17 protein-coding genes are annotated in these 21,178 nt (G+C 74.3%); 11 read left to right on the forward strand and 6 right to left on the reverse strand.

Annotation, left to right across the window (positions count from 1 at the left end; translation table 11 throughout):
• The first annotated feature begins 32 nt into the window (after positions 1-32).
• From B086_RS0128315 to B086_RS0128325, 3 genes are all read left to right on the forward strand, one after another.
• Positions 33-1,076: a LysR family transcriptional regulator gene (locus B086_RS0128315; protein WP_018569810.1), complete on the forward strand. Its 1,044-nt coding sequence runs from the start codon at positions 33-35 to the stop codon at positions 1,074-1,076.
• Positions 1,073-2,011 (forward strand): serine hydrolase, encoded by a 939-nt coding sequence (locus tag B086_RS0128320; protein ID WP_018569811.1) that lies wholly within the window; start codon positions 1,073-1,075, stop codon positions 2,009-2,011. Before B086_RS0128315 ends, B086_RS0128320 begins: the two co-directional genes overlap by 4 nt.
• A gap of 333 nt (positions 2,012-2,344) precedes the next feature.
• Complete coding sequence (locus B086_RS0128325) at positions 2,345-3,682, forward strand: dicarboxylate/amino acid:cation symporter (protein ID WP_018569812.1); 1,338 nt, start codon at positions 2,345-2,347, stop codon at positions 3,680-3,682.
• Between the two features lie 123 nt (positions 3,683-3,805).
• Here the strand turns inward: B086_RS0128325 and B086_RS0128330 are convergent, their stop codons facing one another.
• Positions 3,806-4,444, reverse strand: coding sequence for a TetR/AcrR family transcriptional regulator (locus B086_RS0128330; protein ID WP_018569813.1), 639 nt, complete (start codon positions 4,442-4,444; stop codon positions 3,806-3,808).
• Positions 4,445-4,604: 160 nt separating this feature from the next.
• On the opposite strand from B086_RS0128330, the gene B086_RS0128335 reads away from it, so the two are divergent.
• From B086_RS0128335 to B086_RS0128345, 3 genes are all read left to right on the forward strand, one after another.
• The gene (locus tag B086_RS0128335; protein ID WP_018569814.1) at positions 4,605-5,390 is read left to right on the forward strand and encodes an SDR family NAD(P)-dependent oxidoreductase; all 786 of its coding nucleotides are present in this window, start codon (positions 4,605-4,607) and stop codon (positions 5,388-5,390) included.
• Between the two features lie 64 nt (positions 5,391-5,454).
• Positions 5,455-6,219 (forward strand): glucose 1-dehydrogenase, encoded by a 765-nt coding sequence (locus B086_RS0128340; RefSeq protein ID WP_018569815.1) that lies wholly within the window; start codon positions 5,455-5,457, stop codon positions 6,217-6,219.
• Between the two features lie 133 nt (positions 6,220-6,352).
• The gene (locus B086_RS0128345) at positions 6,353-7,324 is read left to right on the forward strand and encodes a trypsin-like serine peptidase (protein ID WP_018569816.1); all 972 of its coding nucleotides are present in this window, start codon (positions 6,353-6,355) and stop codon (positions 7,322-7,324) included.
• 85 nt (positions 7,325-7,409) lie between these two features.
• Here B086_RS0128345 and B086_RS41050 read toward each other — a convergent pair whose 3' ends face one another.
• The 3 genes from B086_RS41050 to B086_RS0128355 form a co-directional block, all read right to left on the reverse strand.
• The gene (locus B086_RS41050) at positions 7,410-7,970 is read right to left on the reverse strand and encodes a DUF6461 domain-containing protein (RefSeq protein WP_037874111.1); all 561 of its coding nucleotides are present in this window, start codon (positions 7,968-7,970) and stop codon (positions 7,410-7,412) included.
• Positions 7,967-8,137, reverse strand: coding sequence for a hypothetical protein (locus tag B086_RS45125; protein WP_018569818.1), 171 nt, complete (start codon positions 8,135-8,137; stop codon positions 7,967-7,969). Before B086_RS45125 ends, B086_RS41050 begins: the two co-directional genes overlap by 4 nt.
• A 163-nt stretch (positions 8,138-8,300) precedes the next feature.
• Complete coding sequence (locus B086_RS0128355; RefSeq protein WP_018569819.1) at positions 8,301-9,905, reverse strand: AMP-binding protein; 1,605 nt, start codon at positions 9,903-9,905, stop codon at positions 8,301-8,303.
• A 205-nt stretch (positions 9,906-10,110) separates the two neighbouring features.
• Between B086_RS0128355 and hemA the strand changes: the two genes are divergently transcribed.
• Positions 10,111-11,337, forward strand: coding sequence for a 5-aminolevulinate synthase (gene hemA / locus B086_RS0128360; protein ID WP_018569820.1), 1,227 nt, complete (start codon positions 10,111-10,113; stop codon positions 11,335-11,337).
• A gap of 12 nt (positions 11,338-11,349) precedes the next feature.
• Here the strand turns inward: hemA and B086_RS0128365 are convergent, their stop codons facing one another.
• Both B086_RS0128365 and B086_RS0128370 read right to left on the reverse strand, forming a co-directional pair.
• Positions 11,350-13,344, reverse strand: a complete 1,995-nt coding sequence (locus B086_RS0128365; RefSeq protein WP_018569821.1) for an ATP-binding cassette domain-containing protein — start codon at positions 13,342-13,344, stop codon at positions 11,350-11,352.
• Complete coding sequence (locus B086_RS0128370; protein WP_018569822.1) at positions 13,341-15,065, reverse strand: ABC transporter ATP-binding protein; 1,725 nt, start codon at positions 15,063-15,065, stop codon at positions 13,341-13,343. Before B086_RS0128370 ends, B086_RS0128365 begins: the two co-directional genes overlap by 4 nt.
• Positions 15,066-15,393: 328 nt before the next feature.
• Here B086_RS0128370 and B086_RS41055 point away from each other — a divergent pair, with 328 nt between their 5' ends.
• From B086_RS41055 to B086_RS0128390, 4 genes are read left to right on the forward strand one after another with little or no spacing between them, the layout of a single operon-like run.
• On the forward strand, positions 15,394-16,464 hold the full coding sequence (locus tag B086_RS41055; RefSeq protein WP_051115937.1) for an NAD-dependent epimerase/dehydratase family protein: 1,071 nt from the start codon (positions 15,394-15,396) through the stop codon (positions 16,462-16,464).
• A 17-nt stretch (positions 16,465-16,481) separates the two neighbouring features.
• Entirely contained in the window at positions 16,482-18,416 is a 1,935-nt protein-coding gene (asnB, locus tag B086_RS0128380; RefSeq protein ID WP_234029391.1) for an asparagine synthase (glutamine-hydrolyzing), read from the forward strand.
• Complete coding sequence (locus B086_RS0128385; protein WP_018569825.1) at positions 18,406-19,626, forward strand: hypothetical protein; 1,221 nt, start codon at positions 18,406-18,408, stop codon at positions 19,624-19,626. Before asnB ends, B086_RS0128385 begins: the two co-directional genes overlap by 11 nt.
• Positions 19,623-21,140 (forward strand): hypothetical protein, encoded by a 1,518-nt coding sequence (locus B086_RS0128390; protein ID WP_018569826.1) that lies wholly within the window; start codon positions 19,623-19,625, stop codon positions 21,138-21,140. The genes B086_RS0128385 and B086_RS0128390 overlap by 4 nt, the downstream gene beginning before the upstream one ends.
• Positions 21,141-21,178 lie beyond the last annotated feature (38 nt).

Genomic DNA, 21,178 nt, shown 5'->3' on the forward strand with positions numbered 1-21,178 from the left:
AAGATCCCATAACTTATTGATATGAAAGCGCCATGGATCTGCTCGCGCACCTGGAGGCGTACGTCGCGACCGTCGACGAGGCGAGCTTCTCCCGGGCCGCCGACCGCCTCGGGATCGCCCAGCCCCTCCTCAGCCGCCGGATCAAGACGCTGGAGGAGCACTTCGGCGGACTTCTCTTCGACCGTTCGCACCGGCAGGTGGCGACCACGGAGTTCGGCGTCCTGCTGCTGCCGTACGCCCAGGACGTGCTGGAACGGGCCGAGCGGCTGCGGCGGGCCGCGCGGTCGGCCCGGCGCTCGGCGGTGCGCACCGTCGGGATGCCGGTGGACTGCGGACCGGCCGCCCTGGCGGGCGTGATCCGCGCGGGCGCCGAGCACGGCGTCGCGCTCGGTGTGCAGGAGCTGCCGCCGGAGCGGCGGGAGGCGGGCCTGGCCGACGGTTCGCTGGCGTACGCGCTGGTGCGGGTGCCCCCGGAGAACGCGCCGCTGCGGGTGCCGCTGGGCCTGGGCAGCACGCCCGCACCGGACGCACCCGACGTACCGGCCGGGCCCGGAGTGCGCGACGACGGCGGGCCCCGGGCGGCGGGCGCGGTCCATCTGGAGGATCTGCGGCCCCGGCGGGGCCGTGGCGCGGCGCACGGGCGGGCGCCGCTCGCGCTGCTCCTGCTCGCCGAGGACCAGGTGCCGTTCGCCGCGGACCGGCTCGGCCGCGCCATGGCGCGCGCCGGGCTGCCCGAGGGCCTGCTGCGCCCAGCCGGTCCGGTGGCGACCGCGCTCGCGGAGACCCTGGCCGGGCGGGTGCGGCTGCTGTGCACCGAACCGTTCGCCCGGCTGCACGGCCTCGCCTGGGCGCCGCTGCACGACACCTCGCTGCATCGGGGGTACGTCCCGCGCGCGAGCGAGCGGCAGCCGGCCGCCGCCCAGGTGCCCCACTGGCTGGCGACCGTGCTGGCGTCCGGGGCCGGCGCGGCGGCGCCGGGTGCGGCGGCGGCCCGGTCGGCCGCCGGGGACGGGGACGGGAGCGGAGACGGGGACCGGGACGCGGACGCCCCGGCGCGGCTGGCGGCACACGGATGAGCGCGGGTCCCCCGTACCGCCGCCCCGCGCGGCTCGTCGGGGAGGGCGCGCTGCTCGATGTCGCGGAGGCCGTCGCGGCGGACTGGGCGGCGCTCGGTGTGCGCGGTTCCTTCCTCGCCCGGGACATCGACACCGGCGCGCAGCTCGGATTCGACGCCGCCGTGCCCGTGCCGCTCGCCTCGGTCGTCAAGGTCCCGCTCGCCCTGGTGGTGCTGGACCGGATCGCGTCCGGCGGCCTGGACGCCGCGCTCCCGGTGACGGTCGACCCGGCCACCAGCAGTGTGGGCCCCACGGGTCTGGCGGCGTTCCGGCACCCCGCCACCGTGGCCGTCGGTGACCTGCTGCACCTGATGATGTCGGTCAGCGACAACGGCAGTGCGGACGCGCTCCTCGATCTGGTCCCGGTGGCGGAGGTCGACGCCCGGCTGCGCGCCTGGGACTGCGGAGACCTGCGGGTGCGGCACCGGATGAACCTGATGTACGAGTGCGCCGCCGGAGCCGCGGGCAACGACTTCTCCCTCGCCCTGGAGCTGGCCGTGCGCGACGACCGCTCGGGCCGGCACACCCTGCGGACGCTGGACCCGGCGCACGCCAACGCGGGCACCGCCACGGCCCTCGTCGATCTGCTGCACCGCGTGTGGCGGGACGAGATCTCCCGGCCCCCGGCGACCGCGGAGCTGCGCCGGCTGATGGGGGCGCAGCTCTTCACCCAGCGGCTGGCGAGCGAGCTGCGCTCCGACACGCTGCGGGTGAGCGGCAAGACCGGCACGTTCCTGCATCTGCGGCACGAGATCGGGGTGGTGGAGGCCGACTCCGGGCACCGGGTGGCCGTCGCCGCGCTCACCCGCTCCGACCGGCGGGCCGCGCTGGCCCCGGACATCGACCTCGCCATCGGGGCCGCGGCGCGCGACGCGTTCGAGGCGCTGCGGCGCTGAACCGAGCGGGGCGCGGGCACGGCGAGACCTCCGGCGCCCGGCTGACCAAAGACTCGCTTTGAGGTTCTCAAAGTACAAGTGTTAACGTTTCTGCCATGAAGACAGCAGCCGCGCACCGCGCCGACGCCGACCACGGCGCTCGCCGCGCCGCCCCGGGCGTACCGCTCGTGGCGCGCCTGCACGTCGATCTCTGCCGCTGCCTGTCCGCGGCTTGTCGCGCCTGACCGCGAACTCCCCGATGCAGCGGCGCCGTTGACACCCTCCCACGGTCGCTGCTTCCTGTATGTACGTCCCGCTCGTCCCGCCCCCACGCGTTCCTACTGGAGTGTGTCCGTGTCCGCGAACACCGCTGATCCGCAGCCCTCGAAGTCAGGGTTCCGGATACCCGTCCCCTTCTGGGCCCAGGTACTGATCGGCCTCGTCGTCGGTCTGGCCCTCGGCTTCGTCGCCCGCACCTACGACGTGTCCTGGCTCGCCACCACGCTCGACAAGGTGGGCGGCATCTTCATCCAGCTGCTGAAGCTGGCCGTGGCGCCGCTGGTCTTCTTCGCGATCATGGTGTCCATCACCAATCTGCGGAAGGTCAACAACGCGGCACGCCTGGCCGGCCGCACCCTGCTCTGGTTCATGATCACCTCGCTGATCGCGGTGGTGATCGGGCTGGTCATCGGCCTGGTCTCCAACCCGGGCTCCGGCTCGGACCTCACCGCGGCCGACGGTGCCAAGCCGGAGCACTCCGGCAGCTGGCTCGACTTCCTGACCGGGATCATCCCGACGGACGTCGTCACGCCCTTCACCGAGCTGAACGTCCTCCAGATCGTCTTCATGGCCGTGGTCGCCGGTATCGCGATCCTCAAGATCGGTGCCAAGGCGCAGCCGATCCTCACCCTGTCCGAGTCGATCCTCGAACTGCTCCAGAAGGCCCTGTGGTGGGTGATCCTGCTCGCCCCGATCGGCTCCGCCGGTCTCATCGGCCGCGCCATCGTCCAGTACGGCTGGGACCTGCTGGGCAACTACGCGACCTTCACCGTGGACATCTACGTCGGCTGCGCCCTGGTGCTGTTCGGCGTGTACCCGCTGCTGCTCGCCACCGTCGCCAAGCTGAACCCGCTCCAGTTCTTCAAGGGCGCCTGGCCGGCCATCCAGCTCGCGTTCGTCTCCCGCTCCTCGGTCGGCACCATGCCGGTCACCCAGCAGTCGGCGATCCGCCTCGGCGTCCCGAAGGACTACGCCTCCTTCGCCGTGCCGTTCGGCGCGACGACCAAGATGGACGGCTGCGCGGCGATCTACCCGGCCATCTCCGCGATCTTCGTGGCGCAGATCTTCGATGTGCAGATGGGCGTCAAGGAGTACCTGCTCATCGCCTTCGTCTCGGTGATCGGCTCGGCGGCCACCGCCGGTCTGACCGGAGCGACGGTCATGCTGACGCTCACCCTGTCCACCCTCGGACTGCCGATGGAGGGCGTGGGTCTGCTGCTCGCCATCGACCCGATCCTGGACATGATGCGCACCGCGACCAACGTCGCGGGCCAGGCCCTCATCCCGGTCCTGGTCTCCGCCCGCGAGAACATCCTCGACCACGCGAAGTACGACAACGCCTCGGCCTCTCCGGTCGACGAGGTGGAGAGCGTCTACGACGACCCCCGGCAGGTGGCCCCCGCGGCCGGCTGACCCCACCGTCCTTCCCGCCCGGCTCCGCTCCGGGACACACCTCCACGTTCCGCCCCCGCCGGGTCTGACCCGGCGGGGGCGGAACGTTTTTGCAGGACGGCGCGCCGCGCCTCCCGGGCAGCGCTAGACGCGCCGCTCCCCGGGCACCGTGCCGCCCGTCAGGGCGCGCAGGCAGCGGGTCGCGAGGGCGGTCGGGGAGGCGGGGCCCTCGGTGCCGGCGTCGGTGGCGGCCCAGGTCTCCAGGGCGATCCGGATGGCGTCGGTGGCGGCGGCGGCCGCGAGGCGCACGTCGAGCGGGTCGGCGTCCGGGCCCGCGAGCCGGGCGAGGACCGGGACGAGCCGCTCCTCGGACTCCTGGTTCACCCGGTACCAGACGGCGCGCAGCGCGGGGTCGTCCGCCGCCGCGCGCAGCAGCCCGCGGGTGCGCAGCAGCGCCCGCACCGCTTCCTCGTCGGGCGTGGCGAGGGCCTGCCCGGCCGCGCGCTCCAGTGCCTCCCGGAGCGGGGTCCCCGGCTCGGCGGCGGCCAGCAGCGCCCGCCAGCGGTCGGCGCCGTCGGCGAGCAGCGGGCTCACCGCGTCCTGCTTGGAGCGGAAGTAGCGGTAGAAGGTGCGCAGCGCGACGCCCGCCCGCCGGGCGATCTCCTCGGCCGTCGTGCCGTCGGGGCCCCGGGTGGCGAAGAGCTCGGCCGCCGCGTGGGCGATGTCGAGCTGTGTGGCCGCCTTGCGGCGCTCGGTCAGGGTGGCGGACGGCTTGGTGCTCACCCGCGGAATCCTACGCCTCGCACGTGTCCTCCGGCACATCTGGCCGGTGTGGCAAACCGTGCCATCGAGGCGTACCGTGACGGCATCGAGAGCACCGGCGGCAAGAGGGCCGGTGCCGTAGGGCCCCGTGAGCCGTTCCGGGGCCGGGCTGGAGACACACATGAACCGCTATGAAGGCCGCCGCGCGCTGATCACCGGCGGTGGTTCGGGCATCGGGCAGGCCACCGTGCTGCGCCTGCTCGCGGAGGGCGGCACCGTCGTGGCCGCCGACGTCAGCGAGCAGGGCCTGAAGGACACCGTCGCGAAGGCCGGCGCCCACGCGGACCGGCTGACCACGCTCGTCATGGACGTGGCCGACGAGACGTCCGTACGCGAGGGAGCCGCCTCGGCCGTCGCCGCGCTCGGCGGTCTGGACGTCCTGGTCAACGCGGCCGGGATCCTGCGCTCCTCGCACACCGACCGGACGACGCTGGACGCCTTCACCCGGGTCCTGCGGGTCAACCTCGTCGGCACCTTCCTGGTGATCCGCGAGTGCGTGCCCGCGCTGCTGGCGGGGCGGGACGCCGCGGTCGTCAACTTCAGTTCGACGTCGGCGGTGTTCGCGCACCCGTACATGGCGGCGTACGCGGCGAGCAAGGGCGGGATCCAGTCCATGACACACGCGCTGGCCGCCGAGTACGCGGGGCGCGGCATCCGCTTCACCGCCGTGCAGCCGGGCTCCATCTCCTCCGGCATGACCGACGGCAGCGGCGCCAGCGGGCAGAGCGCGGGCCCCGGGCTGCCCGAGGACGCCGACATGAGCCTGTTCCTGAAGCTCTCCCCGGCGCTCGGCCAGGGCTTCGCCGGCCCGGAGACGGTGGCCTCCGTGGTCGCGATGCTCGCGAGCGAGGACGGCCGGTTCATCACCGGCACCGAGGTCCGCGTCGACGGCGGCACCCACTTCTGACCGGCCGTCCGCGGGCCCGGACGGGCGTCCGCGCCCGCGGGCCCCGACTTCCAAGGAGCACAGCATGAACGACCTCACCGGCAGGACCGTCCTCGTCACCGGCGGAGCGCGCGGCCTCGGGGCCGAGGCGGCGCGGCAGGCCGTCGCCGCCGGAGCCAACGTGGTGATCACCGACGTCCTGGAGGAGGAGGGCGAGGCCACCGCCGCCGGGCTGGGGCCCGCCGCCCGCTTCCGGCGGCACGACGTCACCTCGGAGCGGGAGTGGCAGGACGTCGCGGACTTCGCCGTGGCGGAGTTCGGCGCACTGCACGGGCTCGTCAACAACGCCGGCATCTCGACCGGCGCGCTGCTGGAGTCCGAGTCGGTCGAGCACTTCCGCAAGGTGCTCGACATCAACCTCACGGGTGTCTTCATCGGCATGCGGACCGTGATCCCCGCCATGAAGGAGGCCGGGGGCGGCTCGATCGTCAACATCTCCTCGGCGGCGGGTCTGATGGGACTCGCGCTGACGGCCGGCTACGGCGCCTCCAAGTGGGGGGTGCGCGGGCTGACGAAGATCGGCGCGGTGGAGCTGGGCACGGCCCGGATCCGGGTCAACTCGGTGCACCCGGGCATGACGTACACCCCGATGACGGCCTCGGTCGGCATCGAGCGGGGCGAGGGCCGGTACCCCAACACGCCGATGGGCCGGGTCGGCGAGCCGCACGAGATCGCGAGCGCCGTCGTCTATCTGCTGTCCGACGCGGCGTCGTACGTGACGGGCGCCGAACTCGCCGTGGACGGCGGCTGGACCACCGGTCCGACCGTACGGTACGTCATGGGCGAGTGAGCCGGGCGGTCGCCTGCGGGCCGCTCGGGCGGCGGACTTGCCACACGTGCCGACACCCGGTGCGAGGGCGGTCCCGGGGACGCGTCGCCACCGTATGGTGAACCGTCACTTGTGTCCGCTCCGAGGGGAACTGATGGTGCGCCGTACAAGGATCGCCCGACTCACCGCCGCCTGGGCGTCGGCCCTGCTGCTCTGCGCCGGACTCTCCCCGGCGGCCTCCGCCGCCCCGGAGACGGCGGGCCCGGCCTCCGCCGCGGCCCGGCTCGACGCCTACTGGACGCCGGCCAGGACGGCGGCGGCCCTGTCCGCCTCCGCCGCGCAGGGCGCCGGTTCCGGACGGGCCGCCCCCACCGCGGTGGACGGACCGCGGCCCGGTGAGCACATCCCGTCCAGCCGGAGCTTCACCGGCATCCCGCAGGCGGGGACGTTCTTCTGGACCGACTCCACCGGCACCGGCCGCACGTGCAGCGGCTCCGTGGTGCACAGCCCCGGCCGCTCGCTCGTGCTCAGCGCCGGGCACTGCCTGAAGGGCTACTCGGGCGCCTCACCGAAGCGGCATCTGGCCTTCGTCCCGCAGTTCCACGACGGAGCGAAGCCCTTCGGTGTCTTCCCGGTCCGCGACAACGGTGTCTACGTCCCCCGGCAGTACTACGACCTGGGCGCGCGGGCCGGGGCCCAGTACGACTTCGCCTTCGCCGTCACCGGGCCCAACGAGGACGGGACCGCGCTGGAGGACGCCGTGGGGGCGGTGCGGCTGCTCACCGGCACCGGGTACGAGCACGCTCCGGTGCGCATGATCGGGTACCCGGCGGGGGCCGAGCGTCCGCTGGAGTGCTGGAGCCGGACGACGGCCTGGGTGAGCGACGATCCGGCCGAGCCCGGCACCTTCCCGCGCATCCCGTGCGACGCGTTCGTGGGCGGCACCAGCGGCGGGCCGATGCTGGTGCCGTGGTTCGGCGGCTGGGCGGTGGTCGGCGTGATCGGCGGTTACCACACCGGCGGGAACACCTCGCAGGTCTCCTACAGCGCCGTCTTCGGCTCCGCCACCCGCGCGCTCTACCGCGACGCGACGACCGGCGCCGCGCCCGCGGGCCCGGCGTCCTGAACGGACCGCCGAACGGGGCGCGCGGGCCGGACATGCCGCGGGCCGCCGCCCCGTCCGGGGCGGCGGCCCGCGGCGGACGCCGTGCTCACGCCTCGCGCGGCGGCTGGGGCGGCACCGGTCCCTCACCGGCGTAGGTGTCGCCGCGCGGCGGCACCGGCACGTCGTCCTCGGCGAGCGTCACGGTGGGCCAGGGCCCGGCGAGGGTGTCGTCGTCGAGCGTGATGCCGAGGCGGCCGAGGACGAGCGCCACCACGGGCGCCATCCCGGCGCCCTCGCCCGCGTGCGCGGCGAGGGCCGCCTCCACCCGGTCCCACCAGGGCTCGGTCCGCTCGGGCCGGGTGTGCCCGGCACCGGGCTCGAAGTTCTCCACGCACGCGCCGTCGCGCCAGTACCGGAAGATGTCGATGCCGTCGGTGGTCGCCACGCTGTAGGTCTCGGTGTCCCGGGACAGCGCGGCGAGCGGTTCCTTCCAGGAGCCGATGAGGCCCTCCTCCTCGACGCAGAAGGTCCACTCCCCGATCCTCCCGGCCCGCAGCAGCGAGACCGTCCCGCCGTCGCAGTCGCCGGTCGGCAGCTCCGCGGCGGCGTCCTGGTCGAGCGTGCGCGCCCGGCACGGCCGAGGTCCGGCCCATGATGCCTGACTCAGGCGGTCAACTCGATGCGGAACGGATCGTCGTCCACGAGCCGCTGGTACTTGCGCAGCGAGCCGAGGACACCGCCCGCCGAGCTGTTGGCGCGCTGGGTGATGTACAGCCGCAGACAGGTCTCGCTGCCGGGGGGGCGGGCTGCCCGCCGGAGAGGGAGGTGCCACATCCTGCGGTGGCCGCCCGGACCGCGCCCTCGGGCGGCGCGGGACGCCCGCCGTGCGTGCGGGAGCCCGCCACCGACCGCAGCCCCTGTGCGCTTCCCCCGTCCGCGCATCGGCCGTCAGCCGATCGGAGATCGGCTGCAACAGCCGGACAGTGTGGGCGACTTGTCAGGCGTCGGTGACCGGCTGAGCACCGGCGAACTCCTCGGCGAGCAGGCGCCTGAGGACCTTGCCGCTGGGGCCGAGCGGCAGCGCGGTGACGAACTCGACGCGGCGCGGGTACTTGTAGGCGGCGATACGCTGCCTGCTCCAGGCGATGATGTCCGCCGCCAGACGGCCGTCCGGTGCGCTTCCCGGGCGCGGGACGACCACGGCGCACACCTCCTGGCCCAGCCGGGGGTCGGGCACACCGACCACCGCGGACTGGGCCACCGCGGGATGGGCGGCGAGCAGATCCTCCACCTCCCGCGGATAGACGTTGTAACCGCCGCGCACGATGGTGTCCTTGGTCCGGTCGACGACGGTCAGGCGCCCGTCCTCGTCCAGCACGCCGAGGTCGCCGGTGCGCAGCCAGCCGTCGACGACGGCGGCCCGGGTCGCCGCGGGGTCGTCGAGGTAGCCCGCCATGACGTTGTGGCCGCGCACCACGATCTCGCCGGTCTCGCCCGCCGCCAGCGCCTCGATCCGCTCCGCGGTGCCCGGCCGGGCGATCCGCACCTCGACGCCGCGGATGGGATGTCCCACGGTGCCGGGCACCCGGGGGCGGCCGGGGTGGTTGTAGGCGACGCACGGGGACGCCTCGGTCAGACCGTAACCCTCGTGGACCGGGCAGCCGAAGACGGCCTCGAAGTCCTCCAGGACCCGGGCGGGCAGCGCCGATCCGCCGCAGTAGGCCCGGTCCAGGGCGGGGCGCCGGCCGCCGTCGCGCACCGCCTGGAGCAGCGCCACGTACATCGTCGGCACCCCCATGAGGACGGTGCAGCGCTCGGCGGTCATCAGGTCGAGCGCCGCGTGCGCGTCGAAGCGGGGCATCAGCACGAGCCGCGCCCCGGCGCGCAGGCCCGTGCCCATGACGCAGACCTGCCCGAAGGTGTGGAAGAGCGGCAGGCATCCCAGCACCACGTCGTCGGGGCGCATCGCGAACGGCGCGAGCATCGTCGTGTCGATGTTCAGCACCAGGTTGAGATGACTGATCATGACGCCTTTGGGGCGGCCCGTGGTGCCGGAGGTGTAGAGCACGACGGCGATGTCGCCCGGGGCGCGCGGCACGGCGGCGTGCAACGGGGGTGAGTGTGCCGCGAGTTCGTCGAGGGACGGGGACCGGCCGGGGGCCGCCGTCGTGAGCAGCGGTACGCCCGCCGCCCGCGCCGCCGGCTCCCCCTCCGGCAGCAGCGAGCCCTCGCAGAGCAGCGCCCGCGCGCCCGAGTGCCGCAGGATGTAGGTGATCTCCGCCGTCCTCAGCAGGGCGTTCACCGGTACGACGGTGGCACCGGCGGCGAGCACCCCGTAGTACACCTTCGGGAAGCGGGCCGTGTTGGACAGCAGCAGGGCCACGCGGTCGCCCGGTCCGATGCCCTGCCCGTGCAGCGCAGCGGCGTGGCGCAGGGCGTCCTGCCACAGCGCGCCGTAGCTGAGACGGGTGCCGTCGGCGACCAGTGCGACGGCATCGGGCCACTGCCGGGCCGATTCCCCGAGGACATGGGCCGCCGAGAGGGTCGCGCCGCCCGTCAACACCGGCCACTCGCCGCCGGACGAGCCGGGCACACCGGGCACGAATTCTTCACCTTTCCGGTACCGCGACCGCCGAATTCCGGATATCCGGGAAAAGAATCTTCATCTGCGGGGGCGGCTTCACATTCGGTCATCGGCACTCCGCTTCGAACGGCGTCAGGAGCGGGCAACGCACACTGTGCAAGTGACGCGGCGCATCCTACGATGGCCCGCGCCGGTTGGGAAGCGACAGGGAGTGGGCCCGGACATGTCGGACTACATCGATTTCTTCGCGCGACTCGCCGAGGAAACAGCCGCGCGCAAAAGGGAGTTCCTCCAGCTCGGCCGCGTCGCCGGTCGATTCCCCGCCGCCACCACCGCACACCATGGCGAAATCGCGGTCTGGTGCAGCAACGACTATCTGGGTATGGGGCAGCATCCGGAGGTCCTGGCCGCGATGAAGCGCGCCGTCGACGAATACGGAGCGGGGTCCGGCGGATCACGCAACATAGGCGGCACGAACCACTATCACGTCGCTCTCGAAGAGGAACTCGCCGCGCTGCACGGAAAGGAGGACGCGGTGCTGTTCACCTCCGGATATTCGGCGAACGAGGGGGCGCTGTCCGTCCTCGCCGGGCGTATCGACGACTGCGCCGTCTTCTCCGACCGGCTGAACCACGCGTCGATCATCGACGGACTGCGGCACAGCGGGGCCGAGAAGTTCATCTTCCGGCACAACGACCGCGCGCATCTGGAGGAGTTGCTGTCCTCGGTGGCCCCGGAGCGGCCGAAACTCGTCGTCACCGAGTCGGTGCACTCGATGCGCGGGGACATCGCCCCGCTGGCCGGTGTCGCGGAGGCCGCCGAGCGGCACGGCGCGGTGACCTTCCTCGACGAGGTGCACGCGGTCGGCATGTACGGGCCCGAGGGCGCGGGGATCGCCGCGCGGGAGGGCCTCGCCGGCTCCTTCACCCTGGTGATGGGCACGCTCGCCAAGGGGTTCGGCATGACCGGCGGCTATGTGGCCGGGCCCACCGTGCTGCTGGACGCGGTCCGCGCGTACGCCCGTTCCTTCGTCTTCACCACCGCGCTGCCCCCGGCGGTCGCGGCGGGCGCCCTGGCCGCCGTACGCCATCTGCGCGGCAGTACGCGGGAGCGGGAGCGGCTCGCCGTCAACGCCCGGCTGCTGCACGCCCTGTTGCGCGAGCGGGGCATCCCGTTCCTGTCCGACCGCACGCACATCGTGTCGGCCCTGGTGGGCGAGGACCGGCTGTGCAAGCGGATGTCGGCCCTGCTGCTGGAGCGGCACGGCATCTATGTGCAGGCGGTCGACGCACCGAGTGTGCCGGCCGGCGAGGAGATCCTGCGCATCGCGCCGTCCGCGGTGCACGAGCCGGACGAGGTAAGGAAGTTCGCGGCCGCCCTGGACGCCGTCTGGTCCGAGCTGGACGCCCCGCGCGACAGCGCGGAGCGCGAGGTCGCCCGGCTGCCGTGAGCGGCCCACCCGTCACCGGCCGCCGGACCAGACGCGCCGCATCTCGGGCGACGCGGCGAGGACGTCCTCCAGGGTCCCGGCCGCCTCGACCCGCCCGTCCCTGAGCACCACCACGCGGTCCGCCGCGTGCAGCAGCGCGGGCCGGTGCGTCACGGCGAGCACGGTCGCCCGCCGCTCCAGCAGCCGCTGCCACAGCAGGTGTTCGGTGTCCGGGTCGAGGGCGCTGGAGACGTCGTCGAGGATCAGGAGCTGGGGGCTGCGGGCCAGCATGCGGGCCACGGCGACCCGTTGCAGCTGGCCGCCGGAGAGCCGCAGCCCGCGCGGTCCCACGACGGTGTCCGGGCCGTCGCGCATCGCGGCCAGGTCGGGGCCCAGGACGGCGGTGCGCACCGCGCCGGACAGCACCGCGCCGTCGTCGTCGGCGGTGCCGAGCAGCACATTGTCGCGGACCGAGCCGCTGAACAGCCGGGGCGCCTGCGGGGTGTAGCCGCAGCGCGGGGCGACCAGGAACGCGGAGGGGTCGGCGACCGGTTCGCCGTTCCACAGCACGGTGCCGCGCTCGCACGGCAGGAGTCCGAGGACGGCCCGCAGCAGCGTGGTCTTCCCCGCGCCGACACCGCCGGTCACGACGGTCACACCGTGCCGCACGACGCTCAGGTCGACGTCGTGGACGCCGTGCCCGGTGCCGGGGTGGCGGGCGGTGAGCCCGCGCACGGTCAGCTCGCGCAGCGGCGGGTGCGGGTCCGGGGCCGGGGCCGGGGCCGGATCAGGACCGGCCTTCCGGACGGGTGCGCCGGGTCCGGCCTCCCCGGGCGGGGCGTGCGGTGCCCCGCCGAGGAACCCGGCGATCCTGCCGAGCGCCACGGAGACCCGTTGCAGCCGGACCGAGAGGATGCCGATGGACGCCAGGGCCTCCGCGAGGATCTGGAGGTAGAACATGAACAGCGCCAGGTCGCCCACGCTGAACGCCCCGTGGTCCGCCCGGCCCGAGGTGAGCAGCAGGACGACGCCGACGCCGACCGGTGCGGCGTTGGCGATCACCGTGCGCTGCACACCGGCGAAGAGTTCCTCGCGCACCGCGGCTCGGGCGCGCGCGTCGTCGAGCCGTCCGATGTGCGCCGCCACATGCTCCTCGGCGGCGGCGGCCTGCACCGCGCGTACGTTGCCGACCGCTTCGCGCAGGGCTCCGGCGACCTGGGCGGAGGCGGTGCGGGTGGCCCGCCGGTAGCGCAGGAAGCGGCCGTGGACGGCGCCCGTCACCGCCGTGATCAGGACGAGCAGGACGAGCAGGGCGCAGGTGACGACGGCGTCGATGCGCATCATGAGGGTGACCGAAGCGATCACGAACAGCCAGTGGGCGAGGTTGGTGGGGGCCCACGCGACGAAGAAGCCGGTCTCGTCCACGTCCTCGCCGACCGCCCGCAGCGTCTCCCCCGGCGCGGTGGTGGCGGCGGCTCCCGGCCGGCGCAGCGCGGAGCCCAGCAGCTCGCGGCGCAGCCGGGCCGTGGTGCCGTACTGCACGCGCGGCTCCAGCCGGTTGATCATCACGGCGAACTGGAGGCACAGGCGGGCCGTCTCGACGGCGGCCACCCAGGCGATCAGGAGCCACACCCCGTCGCCGCGGTCGAAGCCGTCGAACAGGCGCTGGAAGAGGAGGCCGACCGCCAGGGTGCCGGCCCGCAGCAGCACCCACAGGCCGGTCAGGGTCCAGTAGGCGGCGGCCGAACCGCGCAGTGCGGCGGCGAGGCGCCGCAGCGTGGAACGGGTGCCGCCGTCCGGCGGGGGTCCGGTGGCGGGCGCGGGCGACGGTGGCGCGGTGGCCTCGGTGGCCTCGGTGGCCGTGGTGGCGACGGAGGAGGAGGCAGCAGGGGTGTCGGTGGTGTCCATCGTGTCGTCGGATTCCTCAGTGTCCTCAGTGTCCTCGGATTCCTCGGTGTTCTCGGTGGCATCGACGGTCTCGGTCTTCTCGGTGTCATCGGCGTTCTCGGTGTCCTCGGCGGCGCTCATCCGGCGCGCAGCAGTCCGTGGAAGCGGGAGGTCGGATCGGCGGCCAGGGCGGTGCGGCGGCCGTCCTCGACGACGGCGCCCTCGTCCAGGACGAGGATGCGGTCGACCTGGCCGAGCGCGTGCGGCCGGTGCTGGACCACCACGGCGGTGCGGCCGGTCAGCAGGCGTTCCAGGGCGGGCAGCAGCAGCGCCTCGGTGTGCGGGTCGAGGCGGGCGGTGGGCTCGTCCAGCAGCACCAGGGCCGGGTCGCGCAGGAACACCCGCGCCAGGGACAGCAGTTGCTCCTCTCCGGCGGACATGCCGCGGGCGCCGGTGCCGAGCACGGTGTCGAGCCCGTCGGGCAGGGCCCGCCACCAGTCGGTGAGTCCGGCCTCCCGGAGCGCGTCCCGCACCCGCCCGTCGTCGACGGCGGGGTCGAAGAAGGTCAGGTTGTCCCGGAGGCTGGCGTGGAAGACCTGCACCTCCTGGGTGACCAGCGCGACCCGGCGGCGCAGTACGCCCGTGTCGAGGGTGCGCACGTCCGCGCCGCCGACGCGGGCGGCGCCCCGCTCGGGGTGGTGGAGCGCGAACAGCAGCCGCAGGACACTGGACTTGCCGCTCCCGGTGCGGCCGACGATACCGAGCCGCTCGCCGGGTTCCAGCCGGAAGGAGACCTCCCGCAGGACGGGTTCGCCCGGTTCGTAGGAGAAGGTCACCCGGTCGAGGGCGGCGGTGAGAGGGCCCGGCGGCAGCGCCGTGGCGGTGGTGTCCGCCGGGGGCCGCAGCGGCAGCAGGTCCCGCAGCCTGCGTACGCAGACGGCGGCCTCCTCCAGGTCCTGGAAGCGGGTGGTGATCGCGAGCAGCGGGCGGCGCAGCAGCATGGCGTAGGACAGCGCGGCGAAGGCGGTGCCGGTGGTGAGGCGGCCCGCGGAGTGCAGCCACACGCTGACGGCGAGGGCGAGGACGACGCTGACCGTCGACAGGCCCTGGACCGTGGCGGGCCGGCGCACGGACACGCGCGCCGCGTCGCGGGCCCGCCGGTACAGCTCGTCCTGCCGCCGTTCCAGGTCGGCCAGGGTGGCGTCACAGGCGCCGTTGACGCGCAGGTCCTCGGCGGCGGCGAGGCGTTCCTCCAGGAAGCCGAGGAGTTCGGCGGAGGACTGGCGGCGGGCGGCGACGAACGGCATGGCCCGGCCGACCAGGCGGCGCAGCAGGACGAGCGTACCGGCGGCGACGGGCGCGAAGACCAGGGCGAGACGCCAGTCGAGCAGGAAGAGCGCGGCGAGGATGCCGCCCACCAGCAGGGCCTGCGCGGCGACTTCGAGGAGCAGCGCGGACATCACGGAGGCGAGGCGGGTGACGTCCGAGTCGATCCGGTCGACGAGTTCGCCGGGCGGGAAGCGCTGGTAGAAGCGTGCGGAGCGGCGCAGGCTGTGCGCGACGAGGTCGGCCCGGAGCCGGTTGGTGGCGCGCCAGGCCAGGCGGGAGGCCAGCGCGTCGGCGCCGATGGTCGCGGCGAGCAGGGCGACCGCGGCGGCCAGATACCACAGGGAGACGGTGAGCAGTGCCTGGGCGGGCCGCTGGGTGAGCGCGCTGTCGACGAAGCGGCGCAGCAGGTAGGGGGCGGCCAGTTGGAGGACGACGCCGAGCGGCACGAGCACCGCGAGCAGCAGGACGGCCGGGCGTTCGCCGCGCAGATAGCGGATCAGCGGGGACAGCTGCCGTAACGGACTGGCTGCCAAAGCGGTCCTCCCCCTTCGCCGGGCGGCGGAAGGCCCCAGGATAAAGTCCGGCCCGCGCATTGGGAATCACGCCGTACGGTGGAATGCGGACCGTTGCTGCGGTTTCGGCGCACTGCTAGACTCCACGGGTCTTCCGGACCAATTGATCGCGAATGATCGCGTTCGGCAGCGGGGCGGGCCGACTGTTTTCGGTCACAATTCCTTGGCCCTGTGTCTTTTCCGGGGGCGTCCGAGGTCCCATGGTGACGGCCGTCCGCGCCCGGGGCCGGCGCCGGTACGGAGCACCGCCTTGAACAATCGGGTTCGTTCGACGCGAGGGGGATTTCTCATGCCGTGTGACGCGCGGGACGCGGGCGGCGCGTCCGGGGACGTTCCGGGGCCCACCGGGAAAGTGGTGGTCACGGGTGCGGCCGGTTTCATCGGTGCACATCTTGTGGAGGATCTCCGGCGCGGTGGTGCACATGTCGTGGGTATTGATCGAAAAGCCTCCTGGACCGGACGTGAAATTCCGCCGACCGCGGCGGCGGGTGCGCTGAGCGCGGTCCACGCCGATCTCGCCTTCGCCGATCTCTCGTCCTGTCTCGAGAACGCCTCAGTGGTCTTCCACTTGGCCGCCTTACCGGGTGTGCGGCCGTCCTGGACGCAATTCCCGGAGTACTTGCACTGCAATGTGCTGGCCACCCAGCGCCTCATGGACGCGTGTGTGCGCGCCGGGGTGCCGCGGGTGGTCATGGCGTCCTCGTCGAGCGTGTACGGCGGTGCCGAGGGCCGGATGAGCGAGGACGACCTGCCGCGTCCGCTGTCCCCCTACGGGGTCACCAAGCTGGCCGCCGAGCGGCTGGCGCTGGCCTTCGCCGCGCGCCGCGACACCGCGCTCAGCGTCGGCGCGCTGCGCTTCTTCACCGTGTACGGCCCCGGGCAGCGGCCCGACATGTTCATCTCCCGGGTGATCGGCGCCGCCCTGGAGGGACGGCCCGTCGAGGTGTACGGCGACGGCACCCAGGTACGCGACTTCGTGTACGTCCTCGACATCGTGCGCGCGCTGACCCTGGCGGCCGCCTCCCCTGACCGGTGCAGCACCGTGCTGAACGTGGGCACGGGCAGCGCCTCCTCGGTCAACGAGATCCTCGCGCTCACCGGTGAACTGACCGGGGCGCGGCTCGATGTGCGCTACGGCGCGGCCCGGATCGGGGACGTGCGGTGCACCACCGCGGACGTCGGCCGGGCCGAGCGGCTGCTCGGGTTCACCGCGCGCACCCCGCTGCGGACCGGGCTCGCCACCCAGGTCGAGTGGGCCCGGCACGCCCTCGCCGCGCCGCCGCCCGCACCCCCCGCACCGGCCGCCGGGGCGTCCGGTCCGGGCGGCCGCACCGGGACGACGCCCACCGACCGGTCGTAGCCGGTATGTGCGGCTTCGTGGGATTCAGCGACACCGGCGGCGGACAGGACGCGTCCCTGGCCACGGCCCGGCGGATGCTGGCCGCCGTCGCGCACCGCGGCCCGGACGGGGCGAGCTGGTGCCACCACCGGGGGGTGACCTTCGCGCACTGCGCGCTGACCTTCGTCGACCCCGGACGGGCCCGCCAGCCGCTGCGCTCGGCGGGCGGGTCGACCGTGCTGGTCCTCAACGGGGAGATCTACAACCACCCGGAGCTGCGCCGTGAACTGCGGGCGGACGGCGTCCGGTTGCGCACCGGAAGCGACACCGAGGTCCTGGTCGAGCTGTACGAGCGGCACGGCACGGCCGTACTGGAGCGGCTGCGCGGCATGTACGCGTTCGCGCTGCACGACGCGCGGACGTCGACGACCGTGCTGGCCCGCGACCCGATGGGCAAGAAGCCGCTCTACTACACCCGGGTGCCGGGCGGAGTGGCCTTCGCCTCCGAACTGACCGCGCTGCTGCGCCATCCGGCCGCCCCGCGCACCCCGGACCCGGCCGCCCTGGCCGGGTACCTCACCTTCCAGGCGTTCTGCGCTCCGGGCTCGGCGGTGACCGGCGTGCACAAGGTGCGCCCCGGCCATTATGTGACGGCCAGTCAGGGCAAGCTCGTGGAGACGGAGTTCTGGCGGCCGCGGCTCGGTGCGGGGCCACGGGTGCCGGTGCGGCAGGCCGCCGACCGGTTCGAGGAGCTGTTCCGGGCGGCCGTGGCCCGCCGGGTCACCAGCACCGAACGGCGCCTGGGCGTGCTGCTCAGCGGCGGCCTGGACTCCAGCGCGGTGGCGGCGGTGGCCCAGCAGCTCTCCCCCGGCCGCCCGGTGCCGACGTTCAGCGCGGGCTTCGCCGACCGGGACTTCGACGAGAGCGGCCACGCCCGCGCGGTCGCCCGCCATCTGGGCACCGAGCACCACACGGTCCGCGTCACCGGCCGCGACCTGGCCGATGTGGTGGAGTCCGAGTACGCGGCGGCCGACGAGCCGCTGGCCGATCCCTCGCTGCTGCCGACCCGTATCGTGTGCCGGGCCGCCCGGCAGCAGGTGCGCGGGGTGCTCACCGGCGACGGCGCGGACGAACTCCTCCTCGGCTACCGCTACTTCCAGGCCGAGCGGACCATCGAGGTGCTGCTGCGGCTGATGCCGGCGCCCCGGCTCCAGGCGCTGCTGGGCGCGCTCGTACGGGTGCTGCCCGCCCGGACGGGCAACCTCCCCGCCACGGCGGCGCTGCGGCTGCTGGCCCGGGGGCTGAACGCGGCGCCCGAGCACCGCTTCTACCTGTCCACGGCGCCCTTCCGGCCGGACGAGTCGGCCGCGCTGCTCACGCCGGACGCCCGCGCCGCCGCCCTGGCCGGGCCCGATCCGTTCGCCGAGATCTCCCGACTGCTCCAGGGACAGGACGGCCTCAGCGGTGTGCAGCGCAGCCAGCTCGCCGTGTTCGCGCACTTCCTGCGGGACACCATCCTCACCAAGACCGACCGCGGCGGCATGCGCAGCGCCCTGGAGGTGCGCGCGCCCTTCCTCGACCTCGATCTGGTCGAGTACGGCAACTCCCTGCCGACCGCGCTGAAGCTGCGCCGCCTGACCGGCAAGTACCTGCTGCGCCGGGTGGCGTCCGCGTGGCTGCCCGAGTCCATCGTGCACCGCACCAAACTGGGCTTCCGTGCCCCGCTGGCGGCCCTGCTGCGCGAGGAGCTGCGCCCGCTGCTGCTGGACACCCTCGCGCCGGCCGCGCTGCGTGCCGACGGCCTGTTCGACGCGGAGGCCGTGCGCGTCCTGACCGACGACCATCTGAGCGGCCGGCGCGACACCTCGCGCAAGCTGTGGGCCCTGCTGGTCCACCAGCTCTGGTACCGCGGCCGGGCCGCCGCCCCGCCCGCACCCCTCGCCCTCACCGAGGAGACCCACCGTGCACCCTGACCGCCCGACCATCCAGGTGCTCTCCCCCCGGACCTGGGGGGAGTTCGGCAACTACCTCGCCGCCACCCGCTTCTCCCGGGCGCTGCGCACCGCCGTCGAGGCGGAGACCGCCCTGCTGGAGGCGGAGCCGATCCTGCCCTGGCTCGGCGAGGCCGGCGCGGAGATCCGCACCATCTCGCTGACCAGCCCGGACGCCGCGACCCGCACCGAGCGCTACATGGGCCTCATGGGGCGCCTCCAGGAGCGGTTCCCGGCCGGGTTCGAGGCCGCTCCCACGCCCGTGCAGCGCGCCGCGATCGCCCCGCTCACCGCACATCTGGCGCGGACCGCGCCGGACGTCGTGGTCGGCACCAAGGGCTTCGTGGCGAGGCTGTGCGTGGCCGCCGTACGGCTGTCCGGGGTGCGCACCCGCGTGGTCAGTCACGTCACCAACCCGGGGCTGCTCCAACTGCCCCTGCACCGCAGCCCGTACCCGGACCTGACCCTGGTCGGGTTCGACTGGGCCCGCGACCGGCTGCTGGCCGACTGCGGCGGCGACCCCGCCCGGGTGCGGGTGGTCGGCCCGCTGGTCGCCCAGCACGACCTGCGCGACTTCATGACCGCGGGGCCCGCCCAGGAGACGGGCGCTCCGGAGGCGCCCTGGGGCGGCGACGACGATCCGGAGCGGCCCCGGCTGATCGTCTTCTGCAACCGGGGCGGCGACATCTATCCGGAACTGGTGCGGCACATCGCCGACACCCACCCGGACACCGACCTCGTCTTCGTCGGCTACGACGACCCCGGCCTCGCCCACCGGGCCGCCGCCGGGGCCGCCCGGCTCGCGCACTGGCGCTTCCACAGCCGGCTGACCCAGACCCAGTACTTCGACTACATCGACCGCGCCGCCCGCTCCCCGCACGGCCTGCTCATCTCCAAGGCGGGCCCCAACACCACCCTGGAGGCGGCCTACTTCGGCATCCCGGTGCTGATGCTGGAGTCGGGTCTGCCGATGGAGCGGTGGGTGCCGGGGCTGATCCACGAGCACGGCCTGGGCCGTGCCTGCGCCGGACCCGAGGAGCTGCTGCGCACCGTCGACGACTGGCTCACCCGGCCCGCCGCCATCGAGGCGCACAAGAAGGCGGCCGTCTCCTTCGCGGAGTCCGTCCTCGACCAGGACGCGGTGACCGCCCGGATCGGGGACGCGGTGCGGCCCCTGCTGGAGGCACGGTGAAACCCCTGCTCAGGCTGGTGGCCGGACCCGACGGGGTGCGCGCCGAGGGCGACAAGGAGGTCCGGCTCGGGCATGTGCTGGACGGCGATCCACTGGCCGACGGGCCGCCGCCCGAAGGCGTGTTCGCCGCCTGGAGCTGGGACGGCGAGCGGCTGCGCGCCCGCAATGACCGGTTCGGCGTCCATCCGCTGTACTACCGCGCCGGCGCCGACTCCCTGGCCCTGTCGCCCGATCCGCTCGCCCTGCTCGTCCCCGGGGAGCCCGCCGCGCTGGACCACGACGCCCTGGCCGTCTTCGTCCGCCTCGGCTTCTTCCTGGGCGAGGACACGCCGTTCGCCGCCGTCCGGGCGCTGCCGCCCGCCGCCACCCTGACCTGGTCGGACGGCGGGCTGCGCGTCCGCTCGGCGGCGCCCCCGCCGCCCGGCCCCGCCGCGATGACCCGCGACGAGGCCGTGGACGGGTTCGTCGACCTCTTCCGTGCCGCCGTGGCCCGGCGGCTGCCCGAGGAGCCCTACGACCTCCCGCTGAGCGGCGGCCGGGACTCCCGGCACATCCTGCTCGAACTGTGCCGGCAGGGCGCGCCTCCCCGGCTCTGCGTCAGCGGCGCCAAGTTCCCGCCCGACCCGGGCGCCGACGCCCGGGTGGCCGGCGAACTCGCCGCCCGGCTCGGTCTGCCGCACCGCGTCCTGCCCCGGCCCCGCTCCCATTTCCGCGCCGAGCTGACCGCGAACCCGGGCCAGGGCATGGGCACCCTCGACGGTGCCTGGACGCTGCCGCTGCTGGCCTTTCTGCGCCGCCGCGGCGGCCTGTCCTACGACGGGCTCGGCGGCGGCGAGCTGGCGCAGAACCCGAGCATCGCGCTGATCCGGGAGAACCCCTACGATCCGGCCGCGCTGCCGGAACTCGCCGACCGGCTGCTGGCGGCGGGCCGCACCGGCGCCCATGTCGAGCACCTGCTCGGACCGCGCACCGCGCGGCTGTGGAGCAGGGCGCGCGCCCGCGACCGGCTGGCCGCGGAACTCGCCCGGCACGCCCCGGCGGCCTTCCCGCTGGGCTCCTTCTTCTTCCACAACCGCACCCGGCGCTCCATCGCCCTGGCCCCCTTCGCGCTCGGCGGCGACCGGCTCCTGATCCACACCCCCTACCTCGACCACGCCCTGGTGGACCATCTGTCCTCGGTGCCGCACCCGCACCAGATCGACGGCACGCTGCACGACCGGGCACTGCTGCGCGCCTTCCCGGAGCACGCCGGTCTCGGCTTCGCCTCCGCCGTGCCGCAGCGGCACGGGCCGTCGCTGGTGGCGCACCGGCTGGCGTTCCTCGCGCGGCTGCTGGGCCACACGGTGTGGGCCGAGCCGGGCTGGTGGCGCGGCGGGGACCGGGTCCTGCCGCGGCTGCTGGCCGCCGGGCGCGGGCCCGGCGCGCCCAGACGGGTCAGCCGCCTCCAGCCGCTGGCCCTGTACCTGCTCCAGCTGGAGTCCCTGGCGTCCGGACACACGCCCGGGGCCTCCTGAACCCCCGCACACCCTGCTCACCCCAGCACACCCCTGCT

The organism is Streptomyces sp. PsTaAH-124 (assembly GCF_000373685.1).
Taxonomy (GTDB): Bacteria; Actinomycetota; Actinomycetes; order Streptomycetales; family Streptomycetaceae; genus Streptomyces; species Streptomyces andamanensis.